Origin of the sequence: Hymenobacter busanensis (assembly GCF_008727865.1) — a bacterium.
GTDB classification, from domain to species: domain Bacteria; phylum Bacteroidota; class Bacteroidia; order Cytophagales; family Hymenobacteraceae; genus Solirubrum; species Solirubrum busanense.
Genome location: NZ_VTWU01000001.1, coordinates 551,327 through 572,473 on the forward strand (window position 1 = coordinate 551,327; position 21,147 = coordinate 572,473).

12 protein-coding genes are annotated in these 21,147 nt (G+C 63.3%); 11 read left to right on the plus strand and 1 reads right to left on the minus strand.

Translation table 11 applies throughout. The features are described 5' to 3' along the window. Positions 1–31: 31 nt before the first annotated feature. Both F0P96_RS02340 and F0P96_RS02345 read left to right on the plus strand, forming a co-directional pair. Complete coding sequence (locus F0P96_RS02340; protein WP_151077129.1) at positions 32–1,630, plus strand: sodium:solute symporter family protein; 1,599 nt, start codon at positions 32–34, stop codon at positions 1,628–1,630. Between the two features lie 68 nt (positions 1,631–1,698). Continuing rightward, the gene (locus F0P96_RS02345; protein ID WP_151077130.1) at positions 1,699–2,625 is read left to right on the plus strand and encodes a dihydrodipicolinate synthase family protein; all 927 of its coding nucleotides are present in this window, start codon (positions 1,699–1,701) and stop codon (positions 2,623–2,625) included. A 127-nt stretch (positions 2,626–2,752) separates the two neighbouring features. Here the strand turns inward: F0P96_RS02345 and F0P96_RS02350 are convergent, their stop codons facing one another. After that, positions 2,753–3,649 carry an AraC family transcriptional regulator gene (locus tag F0P96_RS02350; RefSeq protein ID WP_151077131.1) on the minus strand — a complete coding sequence of 299 codons (897 nt, stop codon included), beginning with the start codon at positions 3,647–3,649 and terminating at the stop codon, positions 2,753–2,755. Positions 3,650–4,608: 959 nt separating this feature from the next. Here F0P96_RS02350 and F0P96_RS02355 point away from each other — a divergent pair. The 9 genes from F0P96_RS02355 (at position 4,609) to F0P96_RS02395 (ending at position 21,124) form a co-directional block, all read left to right on the plus strand. Next, positions 4,609–6,276 (plus strand): fucose isomerase, encoded by a 1,668-nt coding sequence (locus F0P96_RS02355; protein ID WP_151077132.1) that lies wholly within the window; start codon positions 4,609–4,611, stop codon positions 6,274–6,276. A 41-nt stretch (positions 6,277–6,317) separates the two neighbouring features. Continuing rightward, positions 6,318–9,311: a SusC/RagA family TonB-linked outer membrane protein gene (locus tag F0P96_RS02360; RefSeq protein WP_151077133.1), complete on the plus strand. Its 2,994-nt coding sequence runs from the start codon at positions 6,318–6,320 to the stop codon at positions 9,309–9,311. Positions 9,312–9,326: 15 nt separating this feature from the next. Beyond that, positions 9,327–11,075 carry a RagB/SusD family nutrient uptake outer membrane protein gene (locus F0P96_RS02365; RefSeq protein WP_151077134.1) on the plus strand — a complete coding sequence of 583 codons (1,749 nt, stop codon included), beginning with the start codon at positions 9,327–9,329 and terminating at the stop codon, positions 11,073–11,075. Between the two features lie 116 nt (positions 11,076–11,191). After that, positions 11,192–12,856, plus strand: coding sequence for a pectate lyase family protein (locus tag F0P96_RS02370; RefSeq protein WP_151077135.1), 1,665 nt, complete (start codon positions 11,192–11,194; stop codon positions 12,854–12,856). Between the two features lie 189 nt (positions 12,857–13,045). Next, positions 13,046–16,228, plus strand: a complete 3,183-nt coding sequence (locus tag F0P96_RS02375) for a DUF6298 domain-containing protein (protein ID WP_235917353.1) — start codon at positions 13,046–13,048, stop codon at positions 16,226–16,228. Positions 16,229–16,430: 202 nt separating this feature from the next. Continuing rightward, positions 16,431–17,750 (plus strand): glycoside hydrolase family 140 protein, encoded by a 1,320-nt coding sequence (locus F0P96_RS02380; RefSeq protein WP_235917354.1) that lies wholly within the window; start codon positions 16,431–16,433, stop codon positions 17,748–17,750. A gap of 36 nt (positions 17,751–17,786) precedes the next feature. Next, positions 17,787–18,752, plus strand: coding sequence for a glycoside hydrolase family 43 protein (locus F0P96_RS02385; protein WP_151077136.1), 966 nt, complete (start codon positions 17,787–17,789; stop codon positions 18,750–18,752). Continuing rightward, positions 18,749–20,617: an exo-alpha-sialidase gene (locus tag F0P96_RS02390; protein WP_235917355.1), complete on the plus strand. Its 1,869-nt coding sequence runs from the start codon at positions 18,749–18,751 to the stop codon at positions 20,615–20,617. The genes F0P96_RS02385 and F0P96_RS02390 overlap by 4 nt, the downstream gene beginning before the upstream one ends. Positions 20,618–20,722: 105 nt before the next feature. Beyond that, the gene (locus F0P96_RS02395; protein WP_151077137.1) at positions 20,723–21,124 is read left to right on the plus strand and encodes an endonuclease domain-containing protein; all 402 of its coding nucleotides are present in this window, start codon (positions 20,723–20,725) and stop codon (positions 21,122–21,124) included. The last annotated feature ends 23 nt before the right edge of the window (positions 21,125–21,147 follow it).

A 21,147-nucleotide genomic window follows, 5' to 3' on the forward strand; every position in this document is an offset into this window, starting at 1 on the left:
AGATTCGCAGCATTTTGGCCAGTATTGCACCATGAGCAATTTGCGAGTTCTTGACCTGGTCATTATTGCCCTCTACCTCGTGGGGATGGTGGCCGTGGGAGTGTACTTCTCCCGCCGAAACGTGAACCCCGAGCAGTATTCCAGCGCGTCGGGGCAGATTCCGGGCTGGGCTATCGGGCTGTCCATCTACGCCACGTTCCTAAGCAGCAATACCTTTCTGGGCGTGCCGGGCAAGGCATTCGGCACCAACTGGAACGCCTTCGTCTTCAGTCTTTCCATGCCGCTGGCGGCTTGGGTAGGAGCCCGATACTTTGTGCCATTTTACCGTAGCACCGGCGAAATTTCCGCTTACACCCACCTGGAGCACCGCTTCGGCAGCTGGGCGCGCACCTACGCCGTGGTGTGCTTTCTGCTCACGCAGCTGGCCCGCATTGGCTCCATCTTTTTCGGCATTGCCCTCACCTTGCAGGCCCTCACGGGCTTGTCGATGGAAATGATCATGCTCGTCACCGGCGTGTGCATCATCGTCTACACCGTGCTGGGCGGCATCGAGGCCGTTATCTGGACGGAAGTGGTGCAAGGCGTCATCAAAACCTTCGGCGCGCTGCTGATTCTCTACCTCATCGTCGACAACATGCCCGGCGGTTTGGCCAAGGTGATGGAAGTAGGGCAGCAGCACGACAAGTTCAGCCTCGGCGGTTTTGCACCCGATTTCACCCAGTCGACCTTTTGGGTGGTGCTGCTCTACGGCTTCTTTATTAACCTCAACAACTTCGGCGTCGACCAGAACTACGTGCAGCGCTACCACACGGCGGCTTCGGCCAAGCAGGCGGCCAAGTCCATTTGGCTGTGCGTGTGGCTGTACGTGCCAGCGTCGCTGCTCTTTTTCGTCATCGGCTCGGCCTTGTTTGCCTACTACCAGGTGCACCCCGAACTGATAGAGGCCGTGAAGCTGAAAGTGGCCGCCGAAAAGCTGCCGCTCACCGCTACTGCCGCCCAAATCAGCCAGACGGCTGCCCAGCTCGTGCCGGCCGACTACGGCGACAAGGTGATGCCGCATTTCATGGTTACCAAGATTCCCTCGGGCTTTGTGGGGCTCATTGTCTCGGCCATTTTGTCGGCGGCCATGAGCACCATTAGCTCGGGCATGAACGCCTCGGCCACCGTTTTCACGGCCGATATCTACGAGCGGTACTTCCACAAAGCCAAGCTCAGCGGCCGCCAGATGCTGCGGGCCCTGCACCTGGGCACCGTGGTGGTGGGGCTGTTGGGCATGGGCACCGGCATTGCCATGATTGGCGTGAAAAGCGTGCTGGACGTATGGTGGGAACTGTCGGGCATTTTCGCGGCCGGCATGCTGGGCTTGTTCCTGCTCGGCGTCATCAGCCGGCAGACCGGCAACGCCGAAGCATTAACCGCTACCGCCATCGGCGTGCTGGTGATTCTGTGGATGACGTTTTCGAGCAAGCTGCCGGAGGGCCTCGCCGCCTTCCGCAACCCGCTTCACAAAAGCATGATCATCGTCGTGGGTACGCTCACGATTTTCCTGGTTGGGCTGCTGCTGGCCCGGCTGCGCCGCAACGGGGCCTTGCAAGAGGCTCTGGAGCCGGCCAAACATTCCGTGTACTAGACGCAATAAACGCATACTGAACAGCCCAAGGCGGCTGCTGCACTCAACTCAAGACTGGTTTTAAGGAGATGGAAAAATCGCGCAAGGGATTTGTCCCGGTTATGCTCATGCCCTTCCAAAACGACGGGCTGATCGATTACCCGGCGCTGACGCGCCTGACGGAGTTGTATTTAAAGGCGGGCGCCACCGGCTTGTTCGCCAATTGCCTGTCGAGCGAGATGTTTGAGCTCAGCGCCGAGGAACGCCTGCAAAGCATCCGCCACGTGGTAGACGTGGTGGGCGGCGAGGTGCCGGTAGTGGCTACGGGCACCTTTGCCGGCAGCCTCCCCGAGCAGGCCGATTTTGTGAAGCAGGTGTACGACGCCGGTACCGAAGCCGTCATTGTCATTACCGGACTGCTGGCTGCCGAGACGGAGCCCGACGCGGTGTTCAACGAGCGGGTGTTTGAACTGCTCGACCGCACGCCGGGTATTCCGCTGGGGTTCTACGAGTGCCCCGAGCCTTACAAACGCCTGCTTTCGGCCGAGCAGCTGCACCAGTTCGTGGGCACCGGCCGCGTCATTTACCACAAAGACACCTGCCTCGACATCAACCAGATCCGGCAGAAGCTGGCCGCCGTGCAGGGTGCCAGTTTCGGCCTCTACGATGCCTACATGGGCCACGCCGTAGAGTCGCTGAAAGCCGGTGCGGCCGGGCTGTCGTGCATTCAGGGCAACTTCTTCCCCGAGCTGATTGTGTGGCTGTGCAACAACTACGACAATGCCTACCTGACCGAGGAAGTGGCCGCCGTGCAGCAGTTCTTCGTCAAGAACATGCACGTGATGCACAACGTGTACCCCGTGGTGGCCAAATACTCGCTCAAGCAGCGTGGCATCGATATTTCCACCTTCACCCGCCGGAAAGTGGGCACCTTCTCCAGCAGCGTGCGCAAGGGCGTCGAGAACCTGTGCTACGACTACAGCAACCTGCGCAAAGACCTGGAGTGGGCCGCGTAGGAGCGGAGTCGAAAGGTAGAAAGTGAAGCACGAGGCAAGCATCTGCACTGCCCGTAACCGACGAAGCGCCGCCCCGATTACCGGGGCGGCGCTTCGTTATGTATGCGAAAGGGAAAAGGCCCCTTAACTAGGCAGCGGCAGCCAGTTCTTTGTAGTTGCGCAGGTACTTGCGCTTGTATTCCAGCGGCGTCATCTTCGTGATTTTCTTGAAGTGCCGGTAGAAATTTGAGACGTTGTTGAAGCCGCAGTCGAAGCAAATAACTTCCGTCGGTAGCTTGTCTTCGATGAGCAAGCGGCAAGCTTGGCTGATGCGGATTTCGATGAGGAAATCGTAGTAGGTTTTCTTGGTAATCAGCTTGAAATACCGGCAGAACGAGGTTACACTCAGGTTGCTGATGCTGGCGACTTCCTCCAGGGTAATTTCGTTTTTGTAGTTCGACAGCGTGTAGTTGCACACCTTGTTGATGCGCAGCGCATCCGACTCGTTGGACTGCGTGAAGGCGTGGTGCTTGGACGCAATGCTCTCGATTTCGTCGGTCTCCGACAGAATTTTCAAGATGGAGAGGAAGATGATGATGCGGTCGAGGTCGGTGGCTTCCACGGCGCGGCGCATCAGCGGCCCTAGTTGCTCCCGGGCGTCGCCGTTGATGAGCAGGCCGCTCTTGGCCTTCTCAAATAGCTTCGGAATCAGGTAGGCCTCGGGCAAACCCAGCAGGTAGCGGCCTAAGCACTCGGGCATGAACTGGATGACGATGGCCTCCACCTCCAGGTCGGCGTCGTACTGAAAATACTCCTCGCGGCAGCGCCAGGTGTGGGGCAGGTTCTGGCCCAGCAACACGATTTCGCCGGCCGAGAAATTGCTGATGTTGTCGCCGATGAGCCGCACGCCCTCGCCCTTAATCACATAATGCAGCTCCAGTTCGGGATGATAGTGCCAGGTAGTGCCGAAGTTCGGCTTCACATCGTGGCGGATGCTGAACGAGCTTTGCGAGCTGACCGGGATTTTGTGGAAGTGGGCTTTCATGGGGGCGGGGCGAGTGAGTGAGGACAACTGCGCGGTCCGGGTCAGGCACAGCGCTGGGCACTAGCGGATTAAGAGGGGCAACCGGCGGTGGAAAGATTCCCGCAAAGGATTGCAGTGCGAAATCAGAAAAAGGCTAGCCGGGCAGGTGGCTAGCGCCGGGAAAGATCAAAGAGGCGAAAGGGGCATGGGACCGGAGCAAGGGCAATACCCAGCGGGCTACTCTAGGATCTTATCTTTTGGAGAAACCAGCCGATTCGACCCGCAACTCGCCCGGGTATATGTGGTGAGTGGTCACTAATGTAGAGGCCGCATTTACCCGAACTCTCCTGTAGACTACTGCTCGGGGGCTTTTTGCCGACTGCGGAAAGCCAAGCCCAGTGGAGGTTCTAAAACACCCTGTTTCCAAGCAAAATCCGGCGCCAGCGCCTGCAAGTGCGCTTTCCGGCTGGGGCTACTCGTGCGACAGAGTGCCACAGGTCGGCAAGCCAGAGCGGCGCGTGTTACCGGTGGTGAGTAGAGTTATAATCGAAATAACAAATGGTAAAAAATGTATTTAAATGTCTGTAAAACAGATTATTGTATAACTAATAATTTGGCCAGTTAGTCGCTTTGGAGGACACGTAGGAAGTGGAAAGCAGGTAGGTGAAGCAGAGTTAAACCAAGCGCAGCAGGCCCAAGCAGCAGAGGACCGTCGGTTGTGCTTCGTTGCCCTGGCTGGACGGCCTGGATCATGCGAAAAAGTGCATGATAACATCCTATACTAAGTTGCTAAGAACTGGTAGGGCCTCCCCAACCGCACCGCGCATATTTGCTAACGAGGCCTGTGGCAGGTTTCGTCGGCCGGCTGGTGCTGTCTACTCGCAGCCGCCCGCCCGGCGGTTGCCTTGCCACCTGAGCGTTCAGAACCGCGCTGAGGTCCTCCGTCATCAACTCGCAAATCACCCTAACCACCGCATTCCGTGGCTGCTACCACCCCGAAAGAAGTGTTGCTATTTGCCAGCGGCGACCTGCGCCTGGCTGCTAACCAAGACTGCTGGGCCGCGCAGCAGGCCATGGAAGAACTACTCACGGCGGCCCTGGCCCGACAGGGCTGGACGGTGCGCCGCGCCCACGCCTACGACCCCGCGAAACGCCACGGCTTTCTTGACTCGCAGAAGATGGGCATGGACGTATTCCGCGGCATCGACCCCGAGCAGCCGCTCATCGTGGCCGAAAGCGTGTGGCAGTACTCGCACCACGTGCTGGCCGGCCTGACCACCCACCGCGGCCCCATTCTGACGGTGGCCAACTGGAGTGGGCAGTGGCCCGGCTTGGTGGGCATGCTCAACCTGAACGGCTGCCTGACCAAAGCCGGCGTGACCTACAGCTCGCTTTGGAGCGAAGATTTTACGGATACCTTCTTTGAAGACGGTTTGCGTCAGTGGCTGGCCACTGGCACCATCGACCACGACCACAGCCACGTGACCAGCCTGCGCGACGTGCAGCTGCCCGCCGCTGAGGAACAGCAGGGCCGCGCCTTTGGCCGCCGGCTGCGCGAGAACAAAGCCATTATGGGCGTGTTCGACGAAGGCTGCATGGGCATGTACAACGCCATTGTACCCGACGAGCTGCTGCATGCCACCGGCCTGTTCAAGGAGCGCCTCAGCCAGTCGACCCTGTATGCCGCCATGCGCACCGTCGCCGATGCGGAAGCCCGGCAGGTGCTCGATTGGCTGCTGGCCAAGGGCATGCGCTTCAACTGGGGCCACGACGAAGCCACCGAGCTAACCGAAGCCCAGACCCTGGAGCAGTGCAAGATGTACATTGCCGCCGTGCGCCTCGCCGACGAGTTTGGTTGCGCCACCATCGGCATTCAGTACCAGCAGGGCCTGAAAGACCTGACCGTGGCCAGCGACCTGGTGGAGGGCCTGCTTAACAACCAGGACCGCCCGCCCGTGTACGCCGCCGACGGCCGCGAGCTGTACGCCGGCCAGGCCTTGCCGCATTTCAACGAAGTAGACGAGTGCGCCGGCCTTGATGCCTTGGTGACCTACGGCCTGTGGAACGAGCTGGGCCTGTCGGGTGAAACCACGCTCCACGACTTGCGCTGGGGCCAAGACGTTGATACCGGTGCCGGCGAGGAGTTTGTGTGGGTGTTCCTGATTTCGGGCGCGGCCCCGCCGGCGCACTTTGTGGGCGGCTACCAGGGCGCCAGCTCCGAGCGGCAGCCGCCCATGTATTTCCGCCTTGGCGGGGGCAGCCTGAAGGGCGTGAGCCGACCCGGCCACATTGTATGGAGCCGCGTGTACGTGCAGGACAACGCCCTGCACTGCGACCTGGGCGTGGGCGAGGCCGTGGCGCTGCCCGAAGCCGAAACCCAGCGCCGCTGGCAGGAAACCACGCCGCAGTGGCCCATCATGCACGCCACGCTCAAGGGCGTGAGCCGCGACCAGATGATGGCCCGGCACAAGGCCAACCACATTCAGGTGGTGTATGCCGCCGACGAAGCCCAAGCCCACCAGGCCTGCCGCATAAAGGCTGCTGCTTTAGCGGAAATGGGCCTGACGGTGCATTTTTGCGGAGCCGTTGATGGCCTCGCGGTCCGCGCCGAAGCCCGCACTGCCGAATTGGCCGCGCTGCCCAACTAACCACTGACTCTCCCGGAAACCTTCCCTAACCCTCACGCTTCATGAAACCTCTTTTTCCCTTACTGGCGGTTTCCACGATGCTCATCGGCACCGCCGCCCAGGCCCAAACGCGGACCGTTACCGGCCAGGTGGTCGGCGACGACAAAGCGGAGCCTTTGCCGGGCGTGACGGTGCTGGTGAAAGGCACCACCAACGGCAATACCACCGACAACGAAGGCCGCTTCACGCTGCAGGTGCCCGATAAGCAGGACGTAACGCTGATCTTGTCGTACCTGGGCTACCGCAGCCAGGAGGTGGTGGTGAAGCCCGACCAAGCCCGCGTGGAAGTGCGCCTCGCAGCCGAAACAGCCTCGCTCGACGACGTGGTGGTTATCGGCTACGGCACGGTGAAAAAGCGCGACCTGACCGGCGCCGTGGTATCGGTGAAAGGGGAGGAGGTAACCAAGCTGCCCGTTACGACGATAACGGAGGCGCTGCAGGGCAAGATTCCGGGTGCCGACATCAGCCGCGCCAACGGCTACGCGGGGCAAGGGGCTTCCATTCGCATCCGCGGCAACCGCTCCATTGCCAATCCCGGCTCGTCGAACAACGTGCTCTACATCGTGGACGGCGTGCAGAACGTGAATGCCTCCGACATCGACCCGAACGACGTGCAGAGCATCGAGGTGCTGAAAGATGCTTCGTCGACGGCCATTTACGGGTCGCGCGGCGCCAACGGCGTGGTTATCATCACCACCAAGCGCGGCAGCACCGGCAAGCCCAAAATCAACTTCAACGCCTATACCGGCATTACCAAGGTGGCTGGCTACGGCGAATTCATGAGCGGGCCCGAGTGGGTAGCGTTCCGCCGTGAGGCCTTCCGCGCCGCCGGCACCTGGAGCAGCCCCGCCAACGACCCCGTGGCCTTCAACGCGGCCCAGCTGGATGCCATCCAGAACGAGCAGTACATCAATTGGCCCGACCAGCTGCTGCACACCGGCATGCAGCAAAACTACCAAGTCGGCCTCTCGGGCGGCTCGGAGAATACCAAGGTGTACTTCTCGCTGGGCTACTACGACGAGAAGGGCCTCATGAAGCTGGACCGCTTCAAGCGCTACACCACCCGCGCCAACATCGACCAGACGGTGAACAAGTGGCTGAAGGTGGGCGTGCAGACGCAGCTGGCCTACATCAACAACGACATCCGCCGGGACCCGTTCAACGCGGCCTCGCAGATTGTGCCGCTGGGCCGCCCCTACGACGACAACGGCAAGCTCATCTTTTTCCCGCTGGGCGGCTCGCGCCCCAACCCGCTGGCCGACGAGCAGCCCGGCGCCTATGAGCGCAACACCAAGACCAACCGCCTGACTGCCGCCGCCTACGTGGAGCTGACCCCGCTCGACGGCTTGAGCTTCCGCTCGACCTTTGCAGCCAACTACGCCACCTCGGAGGCGGGTAGCTTCTTCGGTATCAACACCATCGACGGGCAAGGCAACCGCTCGCAGGCGTCCATCACCAGCAACCAGGACCGCAACCTGAGCTGGGAAAACGTGCTGACCTACCGAAAGGAATTCGGTGACCATTCGCTGACGCTGACCGGGGTGGGCAGTAACCTCTCGTTCGTGAATACCAACAGCTTTGCCGGCGGCCAGAACCAGGTGCTGCCGTCGCAATCGTTCTACAACCTGGCGGCGGCCAGCCAAAACCCATTCTTCGGCTCGGGGTTCCGGCGCAACGACCTGATTTCCTTTGCCGGGCGCGTCAACTATAGTTGGAAGGGCCGCTACCTGCTCACCGTTACCAACCGCGCCGACGCCTCCAGCAAGCTGGGCCCGGGGCATAAGTGGGACTACTTCCCCTCGGCCGCCATCGGCTGGCGCATCGTCGACGAGTCGTTCATGCAGAACCTGAAGTTCCTGACCGAGCTGAAGCTGCGCGGCTCCTACGGCGTGTCGGGCAACGACGGCATCAACGCCTACGGCACGCAAAGCTCGTTGACCAATACGCCGTTTTCCTGGAACGAAACCGCTGCTTCGCCCACCTATACCATTTCCGGCCTGGTGGGCAACCGGGAGCTGGGCTGGGAAAAAACCTACACCACCGACGTGGGCGTGGACTTCGGGGTGTTCGACAACCGCATTACCGGCACCGTCGACTACTACGACGCGAAAACCAAGGACCTGATTTTTCCCTTCACGCAGGCCGGCTTCACGGGCGTAACGACGGTGAACCGCAACATCGGCAGCACCCGCAACCGCGGCTGGGAGGTGTCGCTGACGTCGCAGAACCTGCGCGGCAAAGGCCTGACGTGGTCGACTACCCTGACCTACGCCCGCAACCGCGAAACCATCGACAAACTGCCCAACGGCAACGTCATTGCCGATGACTACCGCAACTCCCTGATCGAAGGCGCGCCGGCGCAGGTGTACTACGACTACGTGAAAATCGGCATCTGGCAGCTTGGTGAAGAAGACGAGGCCGCCAAGTACGGCCCCGGCCTGTTCCTGCCCGGCGACATCAAAGTGGCCGACATTTCGGGCCCCGACGGCGTGCCCGACGGCAAAATCACCGCCGCCGACCGCACCATCATCGGCTCGCGAGTGCCCAAGTGGACCGGGGGGCTGAGCAACGACCTGCGCTACAAAGCCTTCGACCTGAACGTGCTGCTGGTGGCCCGCGTGGGCCAGTGGATCAGCTCCGACTACTACGCCAAGTACACCCGCAACGGCAGCAGCAACGGCGCCCGCGTGGACTACTGGACGCCGGAAAACCCCACCAACGAGTACCCGCGTCCCCACGCCACCCGCGCCCTGAGCTATGTGACCACCCTCACCGAGCGCGAGGCATCGTGGGCCAAGGTGCGCAACGTGACCCTGGGCTACACCATCCCGAAAAGCGTGGTGGGCCGGGCCCACATCGACAACGTGCGCGTGTACGTGTCGGGCCGCAACCTCTACACGCTCAGCAGCCTGAAAGACTTCGACCCCGAAGGCGAAGGCGTAATCGACCGCCCGCTGAACCGCGCCTACGTGGTCGGTCTGAATGTGGGTTTCTAATTCGACCTGTCAGCCATGCATAAGATCATCCGACCCCTGACGTTTGCCTTGCTGGTACTGGCCGCTTCGGCCTGCAAAGACCAGCTCGAAGAATTCAACCCCAGCGGGGCCACCGCCGAAGCCGTCTTTACCACGCCCGAGGGTTTCGAAACCGCCGTCAACGGCGCCTACACCTACAACCGCGCCATCTACGGCAAAGAGTCGGGCTATGCCCTGCTGGAGATGGGCACCGACATCTGGACCAACGCCCAGCTCAACGGGGAAACGCAGGCAAGCAACGTGCGCCCGCAGCCGCCGCTGATGAACTACCAGGGCCTGAACACCGACAACGTGTGGGTGAAAAACAACCTGTGGGTGCCCTGCTACCAGGGCATCAACCTGGTCAATCAGGCGCTGAAGTTCATTAACCAAGCCGGGCTGAGCGCCACCCGCCGCCCCTCGGCTGAGGCCGAATTACGCTTTCTGCGCGCTTGGTACTACTACCATTTGGTGGAAAGCTACGGGCCGGTGCCGTTGCGCCTGGAGCCCACCGAGGGCGTGGTGACAACGGCCACCCGCGCCTCGGTGCAGGAGGTATACACCCAGATCCTGGCCGACGTGGACTTCGCCGTACGCAACCTGCCCGTGACGCTGGCGCAGTTTCCGGCCCCAGCCACCGGCACCGATTACGGCCGCATCACCCGGCCCGCCGCCGAGGCTTTTGCCGCCAAGGCCTACCTCTCCAACGGGCAGTACCAGAAAGCGGCCAACTACGCCCGCAAAGTCACCACCGGCTACACGGGGCAGGGCATTCGGCTGCTGACCAACTACGCCGACCTCTGGACCTTCACCAACCAGCGCAACGCGGAAGTGCTTTGGGCCGTGAACTACTCCACCAACCTGGCCTTCAACGCGGGCAGCCACACCGGGCATCAATGGTTTCTGATGCAGTACGACGACCTGCCCGGCATGGCGCAGGACGTGGCCAACGGCCGGCCGCAGGTGCGCTACATGCCCACGCGTTTCCTGCTCGACCTCTACAACGAGCAGAACGACGCCCGGTACCTCGGCTCGTTTAAGCAGGCCTGGATTGCCAACAACGCCACCGTCAAGCCCATTCCGCGCTGGACGCAGGCCGAAGTAAACCAGAACCCGGCCCTGGCCCCGTTCCTGAACCAGCCCAAGTTCGCCGTGGGCGACACGGCCGTCTTCACCAGCAAGCGCAGCATTCCGGACTTCGAGCAGCTTTACACCCGCCGCTACCGTTACAAGACATACGACATCGACGACCTGTACAACGCCGATGGCTCCCTGAAAGGCGAGCGGCGCTACTATCCCTCGCTGCGCAAGTTCGACGACCCGACCCGCGCCACGCCAACCACCTCTGAAAGCTCGCGCGACGCCAACATGCTCCGGCTGGGCGACATCGTGCTCATCGGCGCCGAAGCTCAAGTCCGCCTCGGCCGCACCGATTCGGCTGCCTACTACGTGAACCTGGTGCGCACCCGCGCCGCCCTGCCCGGCCGCACCGCCGCCATGCAGGTTACGCCCGCCCAGATGACCCTGGACTTCATCCTCGACGAGCGGGCCCGGGAGCTGGCTGGCGAGCAGGTGCGCTGGCTGGACCTCAAGCGCACCGGCAAGCTGGTGGAGCGGGTACGCGCCCACAACCCCGACGCCCGCGCCAGCATCCAAGATTTCCACCGTCTGCGCCCCATTCCGCAGAGCGACATTGATGTGGTAACCAACAAAGGCGAATTCTACCAAAACGACGGCTATAATTAACAGGATAGAACGGTCCAGCTTGCCTACGCCTTCCCTCGGTTCGATAAGCGGACGTCAGATGAAGCACGAGGGCCAAAAAAACTGCTAATTCTGCCGCCCATTCCTTCCGCCTTTTCATGAAAAACCGCCTGCTCTTCCTCTCCGTCACCGCCGCGGCGGCTTGCGCGGCCCAGCCCGCGCTTGCCCAGTACCCCACCATTCCGCCCGACGTGCAGGCCAAGGCCGACGCGCTGCTGGCCGACGCGCAGAAACGCTCCGATGAAGCCTGGGCCAAGGCCCTGCCCATCATCGAGCAGGAAGCCAAAGCTGGCAAGCCCTACGTGCCCTGGGCGGCCAAGCCTTCGGATCTGCCGCAGGCCAAAATCACGGCGTTTCCGGGCGCGGAGGGCGGTGGCGCGTACTCGTTCGGGGGGCGCGGCGGCAAGGTGTTCGTGGTGACCAGCCTGGACGACAGCGGCCCGGGCACCCTGCGCGAGGCCTGTGAGCAGGGCGGCGCCCGCACGGTGGTCTTCAACGTAGCCGGCATCATCCGGCTCAAAAGCCCCATCAGCATCCGGGCGCCCTACATCACCATTGCGGGCCAGACGGCCCCCGGCGACGGGGTGTGCGTAGCCGGGGAGTCCTTGTGGATTGACACCCACGACGTGGTAATCCGCTACCTGCGCTTCCGCCGCGGCGCCACCGAAGTGGGCCGCCGCGACGACGGGTTGGGCGGCAACGGCATCGGCAACATCATCATCGACCACGTCTCGGCTTCCTGGGGGCTGGACGAGAACATGTCGATGTACCGGCACGTGTACCACAACCCCGAAACGGGCAAGGCCGACAAGCTGCCGACGGTGAACGTGACCATTCAGAACAGCATCTTCTCCGAAGGCCTCGACACCTACAACCACGCCTTCGGCAGCACCATCGGGGGGCTGAACAGCACCTTCGTGCGCAACCTCTGGGCCAACAACATCAGCCGCAACCCCTCGGTGGGCATGTACGGCGACTTCAACTTCGCCAACAACGTGGTGTTCAACTGGTGGAACCGCTCGGCCGACGGCGGCGACAACCGCTCGGAGTACAACTTCGTGAACAACTACTACAAGCCCGGTCCCATCACCCCGCTCGATAAGCCCATCAGCTTCCGCATCCTCAAGGCCGAAAGCAGCCGGGAGAAGGAGCTGAAGGGCGTGTTCGGCAAGGCCTACGTGGCCGGCAACGTCATCGAGGGCAACGACAAGGTAACCAAGGACAACTGGGCCGGCGGCGTGCAGCTGGAAGACGTGGCCGAGCCGGAAAAAGTGCTGGCTGCCATCCGCACCGACAAGCCCTTTGCCCTGACCGGCGTGGGCCCGCTGCTGTCGGCCCCGGACGCCTATAAGTACGTGCTGGCCAACGTGGGCGCCACCCTGCCCCGCCGCGACGCCGTAGATGCCCGCGTGGTGGAGGAAGTACGCACTGGCCGCATCACCTACGCCAAGGACGCCAGGGACACGCCCGTCAACCCCTACATCAAGCGCCGCCTGCCCGCCGATTCCTACAAGCAGGGCATCATCACCGACCCGCAGCAGGTGGGCGGCTACCCCGACTACAAGGGCACTCCTTATAAGGACACCGACAAGGACGGCATGCCCGATGACTGGGAGAAAAAGCACGGCCTGAACCCCAAAGACGCCGCCGATGCCGCCAAGGACCGCGACAACGACGGCTACACCAACATCGAGGAGTACCTCAACAGCGTGGTGGACCCGCAGAAAGTAACGCCCGCCGCCCCCGGTACCCGCAAGTCGTAGATGCGTCGTCCGCGTCGTAGCGCTGACTCTGTAGTCGGCGCTGCGGCGGCACGCCGCAATGCGGAACCGCGCCGTTGGTGCTGTTGTCGCCTAATTGCGCGGCCCCACATCGGCGCGTGCCGCGCCGGCGCCGACTACAAAGTCAGCGCTACATCGACGTTCAACGTCAGCTAAAACCACTCTCCGCTCTTGACCCTGCCCGTCCCCACTCTGGTATTCCGCTTTCAGCCGCGCCTGCTCGGTCTGGCCCTGGGCCTGGCCCTGAGCGCCGCGCCCTGGCCGGTAGCCGTGTATGCCCAGAAACCCAAGGTAGAAAAGCCTTTGCCGCCGCTGGCGGAAGGCAAGGACCACCGGCTGGTGTACGTGGCCGACGCGCAGGGCAACCGCGTACCGGACTTTTCTACCTGCGGCTACGCGGCCAGCGAAAAAGCCATTCCGCTGGCGCCCGTGCGCGTGGTGGTGCCCGTGAAGCAGGGCGACGCCACCGCCCGCATTCAGGCCGCGCTGGACTACGTGGCCGCCCTGCCCGCCGATAAAGCCACCGGCCTGCGCGGCGCCGTGCTGCTGGAACGCGGTACGTACGACGTAGCCGGCGGCCTCGTCATCAAAGCCTCCGGCGTGGTGCTGCGCGGCAGCGGTATGGGCGAGGATGGCACCGTGCTGCTCGGCAGCGGCCTGGACCGGCAGACGCTCATCCGCCTCACCGGCCGCGACGACCGGCAGCTCGACAAAGCCGTGGCCGTGACGGATGCCTACGTGCCCGTCGGGGCTAATCAGCTCAAGCTGGCCGCGCACGCGCTGAAAGCCGGCGACCTGGTGCTGGTGCGCCGACCATCGACCAAGGAGTGGATTCAGGCGCTGGGCACCGAAGCTTTCGGCGGCGGTATTTCGGCCCTGGGCTGGAAGCCGGGGCAGCGCGACCTGACCTGGGACCGGCAGGTGGTGAGCGTGCAGGGCGACGTGGTGACGCTCGACGCCCCATTGACCACCGCCCTGGAGGCGCAGTACGGCGGCGGCACCGTGCAGCCCTACCGCTGGGCGGGCCGCATCAGCCAGGTGGGCGTGGAGAATCTGCGCTGCCGCTCCTCGTTCGATGAAAAGAACCCCAAGGACGAGGCGCACCGCTGGATGGGCGTGACCCTGGAAAACGTGGCCGATGGGTGGGTGCGGCAGGTGGCGTTTGAGCATTTCGCCGGCTCAGCGGTGGCGGCTTTTGAATCGGCCCGGCGGGTGACGGTGGAGGACTGCCTGAGCCTTGCGCCGGTGTCGGAAATCGGCGGGCAGCGGCGCAACGCCTTTTTCACCGCCGGCCAGCAGACCCTGTTTCAGCGCCTGTACTCCGAGCAGGGCTACCACGACTTCGCCGCCGGCTTCTGCGCCGCCGGGCCCAACGCCTTCGTGCAGTGCCAGAGCCGGGAGTCGCTGGGCTTCAGCGGGGCCACGGACAGCTGGGCCTCGGGGCTCTTGTTCGACATCGTGAACATCGACGGCCACGCCTTGAGCCTGGCCAACCGCGGGCAGGACGGGCAGGGCGCGGGCTGGACGGCCGCCAACAGCGTGGTATACCAGAGCACCGCCGCCCGCATCGATTTGCCCAAGCCGCCCACCGCCCAGAACTGGGCTTTCGGCACCTGGGCCCAGTTCCAGGGCGACGGTTATTGGGGCGAATCCAACAACTCCATCAACCCGCGTAGCCTCTACTACGCCCAGCTGGCCGAGCGCCTCGGCGGCAAAATGGCCGTGCAGCCGCAGCTACTGACCGTGCCCACCGAAGCCTCCAGCAGCCCCAGCGTCGCAGTGGCCCAGCAGCTCACCGCCGAAGCCAAGCAGCCCGCCCCGCAGCTCATCGACTGGATCCGGCAGGCCCCGCAGCGCCAGCCCATTTCGACCTCGACAGCCGGCGCCAAGAACTTCGATCAGCTGAAAATAAAGCCCGCCGCGCCCGCGCCGGCCCAGGCGCCGCTGCGGGTGCAGAACGGCGTGCTGGTGCGCGGCAGCGTGGTGCAGACCGGCAGCCGGGGCTCGGTGCCGTGGTGGAACGGCTCGTCGCGGCCCTACGGCATCGGGCAGGCTAAGCCGGCCATTACCCGCTACGTGCCCGGCCGCACCGGCCGCGGCCTCACCGACGACCTGCAGGCCCTGACCGATTCCATGCAGGCCCGGCACCAGGTGGGCATGGAGCAGAACTACGCCCTCTGGTACGAACGCCGCCGCGACGACCACGAGCGTATCCGCCGCATGGACGGCGACGTGTGGCCGCCCTTCTACGAGCTGCCCTTCGCCCGCAGCGGGCAGGGCGCGGCCTACGACGGGCTGAGCAAGTACGACCTGACCAAGTACAATCCCTGGTACTGGGGCCGCCTGCGCGAGTTTGCCGAGCTGGCCGACCAGAAGGGCCTGGTGCTGGTGCACCAGAACTACTTCCAGCACAACATCATCGAGGCCGGCGCGCACTACGCCGACTTCCCCTGGCGCCCGGCCAACAACGTGAACGACACCGGCCTGCCCGAGCCGCCCAACTACGCCGGCGACAAGCGCATCTTCATGGCCGAGCAGTTCTACGACGTGACGCACTCCACGCGCCGCGCCCTGCACCGCGCCTACATCCGTCAGTGCCTCACGAACTTCGCCGACCAGAGCGGGGTCATCCAGCTGATCGGGGAGGAGTTTACCGGCCCGCTGCCTTTCGTGCAGTTCTGGCTCGACACCATCAAGGAGTGGGAACAGGAAACCGGCAAACACGCGCTGGTCGGGCTGGCTACTACCAAGGACGTGCAAGACGCCATCCTGGCGGACCCCATCCGCGCCGCCGTGGTCGATATCATCGACATCCGCTACTGGCACTACCAGGCCAACGGCGAAGCCTACGCCCCGCAGGGCGGCCAGAACCTGGCCCCGCGCCAGCACGCGCGCCTCTTGAAACCCAAGGCCACATCGTTTGAGCAGGTGTACCGGGCCGTGCGCGAGTACCGCCAGCAGTTTCCCGACAAAGCCGTGCTCTACTCCGGCGACGGGGCCGACAAGTTCGGCTGGGCCGTGCTGCTGGCCGGCGGCTCTTTGCCCGACGTGCCGGCCGTGCCCAGCCAGGAATTCCTGGCCGCCGTGGCCCAGATGAAGCCCGCCGAACAGCAGGCCGCCGTGGCCAAGCAGTGGCAGCTCGTCAGCCCCGGCCAGGGCTACATCCGCTACTGCGAGCCGGCCGCCGCCACCCAGCTTGACCTCAGCAAGGAGCAGGGTACTTTCCAAGTGCACTGGCTCGACGCCCGCAACGGGCAGCTGCTCGGCAAAGCCCAGAAAGTAAAAGGTGGGCAGGTGCTCGACCTCAAAAATCCGCAAGCCGCCCCCGCCATCCTGTGGGTAGACAAGGGGTAGGGTTTAGTGCCCAGAAGGGCGAGCGAAGAACTTAGAAGAACAGCGAAACTTAATTCGAATGACCCAGGAGAATAAACCCAACGAGGCGCAGATGGGGCGCAAGCCTGAACACCGGACGGCCCGTAAGCTGAATCGTTGGCTTTCTAAGCTCTCAATTCTAACGGTCTCCGTTTTAACCCTCGCCGCCGCGCCCTCGGAGCCCGTGGGCAAGCTCAAGGTCGCCAGCAACGGCCGCTACCTGCAGACCGAAGCCGGCAAGCCCTTCTTCTGGCTGGGCGACACCGGCTGGCTCTTGTTCAACAAGCTCAAGCGCGAAGAAGCCGAAACCTACCTCGAAGACCGCCGCCGAAAAGGCTTCAACGTCATTCAGGTGATGGTGCTGCACCAGGTGCCGGCCGTAAACGTGTACGGCGACTCGGCCCTGGTGCGCGGCAACGTGGCCACGCCGCTGGTCACCAAAGGCAACTTGCCCGCGGACCCGGCCCAGTACGACTTCTGGGACCACGTGGACTACATCGTGGATATGGCGGCCAAAAAGGGGCTGTACATGGGCCTGGTGCCGGTGTGGGGCACCAACGTAAAGGGCGGCAAGGTCAACCAGCAGCAGGCCAAAGCCTACGCGACCTTCCTGGCGGAGCGCTACAAGAACCGTCCGAACATCATCTGGCTGAACGGCGGCGACATTGCCGGCTCCGACTCCTTGAAAGTCTGGAATACCATCGGCAGCACCCTGAAGGCCATCGACCCGAACCATCTGGTGACCTACCACCCGCGGGGCCGCACGCAGTCTTCTGATTGGTTTCATAATGCGAAGTGGCTGGATTTCAACATGTACCAGTCGGGGCACCGGCGCTACGAGCAGGATACTTCGCGCAAGGAGAAAAAGCTCTACGGCGAGGATAACTGGCGCTACCAGTTGGTCGACAATCAGTTGAAGCCCACCAAGCCCAGCATCGACGGGGAGCCGTCGTACGAGGGTATTCCGCAGGGTTTGCACGACATCACCCAGCCCCGCTGGACCGACGCCGACGTGCGCCGCTACGGCTACTGGTCGGTCTTCGCAGGCGCCTTTGGCTACACCTACGGGCAGAACTCGGTGATGCAGATGCACAGCTCCTTCGACAAGGGCAGCGCCTACGGCTCCTCGGAGCTGTGGTCCTCGGCCATCAATGCGCCAGGGGCCGCGCAGATGCAGTATTTGAAGCAGCTCATGCTGTCGAGGCCCTTCTTCGAACGGGTGCCGGATCAGTCGCTGATTGCCGGCGGGGAAGGGGAGAAGTACGAGCGGCTGATGGCTACGCGGGGCAAGAACTACGCCTTCGTGTACACCTACACCGGCCGCACCTTTAAAGTAAATCTGGGTAAAATCAGCGGCAGCAAGGTAAAGGCTTCGTGGTTCAGCCCGCGCGACGGGAAAACCACTGCCATAGGCACCTTTCCGAACAAGGGCACGCAGGAATTCAACGCCCCCGGCGAGCCGAAAAACGGCAACGACTGGGTGCTGGTGTTGGACGCGGTCTAATAGAAGCTCAGCATGACGTTCTAGAGTAACCTCATAATGCTTAAAACCAAAGCCGTCCGCTTCCTCGCCCCGCTGCTCGGCGCCGCCCTGCTCTCGGCCTGCTCGCGCGACGTGTACATGTTCACGTCCTTCCACGAGCCGGCCAACGAGGGGCTGCGCCTGCTCTACAGCTACGACGGCTACAAGTGGCAGGACCTGAACCGCATCTTCCTCACGCCGCAGGTAGGGCCTAGCAAGATCATGCGTGACCCGAGCATTGCCCGCGGGCCCGACGGCACCTATCACCTGGTGTGGACCTGCGGCTGGAAGGGCGACAAGGGCTTCGGCTACGCCTCCTCCAAGGACCTGGTGCACTGGTCGCCGCAGCGCTTCATCGACGTGATGGGCCACGAGCCGACCACCGTGAACGTGTGGGCCCCGGAAATTTTCTACGACGCGCCCACGCAGCAGTACCTCATCGTGTGGGCCTCGACCATCCCGTTGCGTTTTCCGCGCGGCATTGAGGACGAGGACAACAACCACCGGCTCTACTACACTACCACCAAGGACTTCCAGTCGTTTGCGTCGGCCAAGCTGTTTCTGGACCCGGGCTGGAGCGCCATTGACGCCGTGGTGGTAGGGCGCGGGCCGCAGGATTACGTGCTGGTAGTGAAGGATAACACCCGGCCTATGCGCAACATCAAGGTGGCCTTTGGGCCGTCGGCCATCGGGCCGTTTCCGGAGGTGTCGGCGCCTTTCACCGGCAACTTCACCGAGGGACCGAGTGTGCTGGCGCTGCCCGACAAGCAGTGGCTGATTTACTACGACGCCTACAAGGAAAAGCGTTTCGGCGTGATGAAAACGGCCGATTTCAAGACGTTCACCGACGTGTCGGCCCAGACCAGCGTGCCGCAGGGGCACAAGCACGGCACCGTGTTCATGGTGCCGCGCAAGACATTGAAGAACCTGTTGCGCAGCGCTTCGGCGGCGCCGGCAACGACCACCACGAGCGGAAATCCATGAGCAAGCAGATAGGAATTTGGATGGCAGCGGCGGCGACACTCGGCGTGGTTTCGGCCCAGGCCCAGACGGCGCCGGAAACCATCCGCTACACCGGCACCACGCTCAGCAACGTGGACTACCACCACGGTCAGCTGCGCCCGGCCATCGGCACGCACGCCCGGCAGGTGCTGCGCGCCAACCGGGAGCAGCCCAGCGCCGCGAACGGGGAGGGGTGGACCTACAACCACGCGCCCATGCTGGCTTACTGGCAGGGGCAGTTCTACTACCAGTACCTCAGCAACCCCGTGGGCGAGCATGTGCCGCCCGGCCGCACCCTGCTGCTGACCTCCAAGGACGGCTACACCTGGACCAACCCCACGGTTATCTTCCCGCCCTACAAGGTGCCCGACGGTTTCACCAAGCCCGACCAGCCCGGCAAGATGGCCAGGAACCTGGAGGCGGTGATGCACCAGCGCATCGGTTTCTACGTGTCGAACAAGAACCGCCTGCTGACCCTGGGCTACTACGGCGTGGCCCTCGACGCCAAGGATGACCCCAACGACGGGCAGGGTATCGGCCGGGTGGTGCGGGAGGTTCTGCCCGGGGGCAAGTTCGGCCCGATTTACTTCCTGCGCCACAACAAGACCTGGGACCAGTCGAAATCGACCTACCCGTTTTACACCAAAAGCAAGGACAAGGGCTTCGTGGCCGCCTGCGAGGAAATTCTGGCGAATCCGCTGATGATGCAGCAGATGGTGGAGGAGCAGGACAAGGACGACCCGCTCATCCCGATTCACAAGGATTATAAGGCCTTCAGCTACTACCACCTGCCCGACGGCCGGGTGGTGGGCCTCTGGAAGCACGCGCTGACCACCATCAGCCCCGACGGCGGCAAAACCTGGCCCAACCCAGTCATCCGCGCCCCGCACTTCGTGAACAGCAACGCGAAAATCTGGGGGCAGCGCACTTCGGATGGGCAGTACGCCACGGTGTACAACCCCTCGGAGTTCCGCTGGCCGCTGGCCGTGTCGCCCTCCGCAAACGGCCTCGACTACACCGACCTCTGGCTGGTGCACGGCGAAATCACGCCCATGCGCTACGGCGGCAACTACAAGAGCTACGGCCCGCAGTACGTGCGCGGCATCCAGGAAGGCGACGGTACCCCGCCCGACAAAAAGATGTGGGTGAGCTACAGTGTCAACAAGGAGGACCTCTGGATTGCCTCCGTGCCGGTGCCCATCCGCGCCACGGCTACCAGCCACGCCAACGACGTTTTCGCGCAAATGCCCGCCGGCCAGGAGCTGGAGCAGTGGAATACCTACAGCCTGGTGCAGGCCCCGGTGGAAATCGGTCCGCTGCCCGACGGCTCGAAGGGTCTCGTGCTCAAGGATTCGGACCGCTTCGACTACGCCAAGGCCGAGCGCATCATCCCCGAAAGCAAGCAGCTGACGGCCGAGCTGGCGGTAGTGCCCGCGCAGAACGACCACGGCCTGCTGCAAATCGAGTTTCAGGACGCCAAGGGCCAACCCGCCGTGCAGCTGAGCTTCGACTCCACCGGCACGCTGAGCTACAAGGCGGGGGCGCGCTTCAAGGGTGTCGCCAAGTACCAGGCCGGCCAGCAACTGGACCTGAAAGTGACCCTGGATGCGCCCAACCGCACCTGCACAGTGTCGGTAAACGGCGGCAAGACCAGCACCTTCATCTTCTTCGCCCCGGTGGCCTCGTTCGAGCGGGTGATGCTGCGCACCGGCCCGGCCCGCCACTTCCCCACGCCCGACACGCCCGCCGACCAGACCTACGACCTGCCCCGAGCGGGTGAGTCGGAGAAGTTGGCGGTGTTTTACCTGAAGTCGCTGAAGACGAGTGGGGGAGTGGTGACGCCCTGACGTGGCGCCTCACCCCCCGGCCCCCTCTCCGAAAAAGGAGAGGGGGAGCCACGGCGGCGCGGTTTGGTTTTGTAGCTTTTTGGTTTCTGATTTTACCCGAATTCTATGGAAGCCAACGAGCCTTACCTGCCGCAGGATAAAATCTTTACCGCCGACCGGAAACAGTACGGGCGGCTTGATCTGAAAGCCCGCTCGCGCGGAATGCGGCACGAGCCGACGCCGGCCGAAGAACTGCTCTGGCAACGGCTACGCGGCAACCAGCTGGGGGTGAAGTTTCGCCGCCAGCACAGCATAGCCCGGTTCATCGCCGACTTCGTCTGCCTCCCGCATAAGCTGATAGTGGAACTGGACGGCGCCGGCCACCTGGAACCCGACCAGGCCGAATACGACAAAGGCCGCTCCGACATCCTGGCCGAGCTAGGCTACCGCGTCCTGCGCTTCGCCAACGACCAAGCCCTCCACGAAACCGACCAAGTCCTCCAGGCCATCAAAGCCCACCTCCAATAAGCCTCAGCGCCCACCCCAAGCCC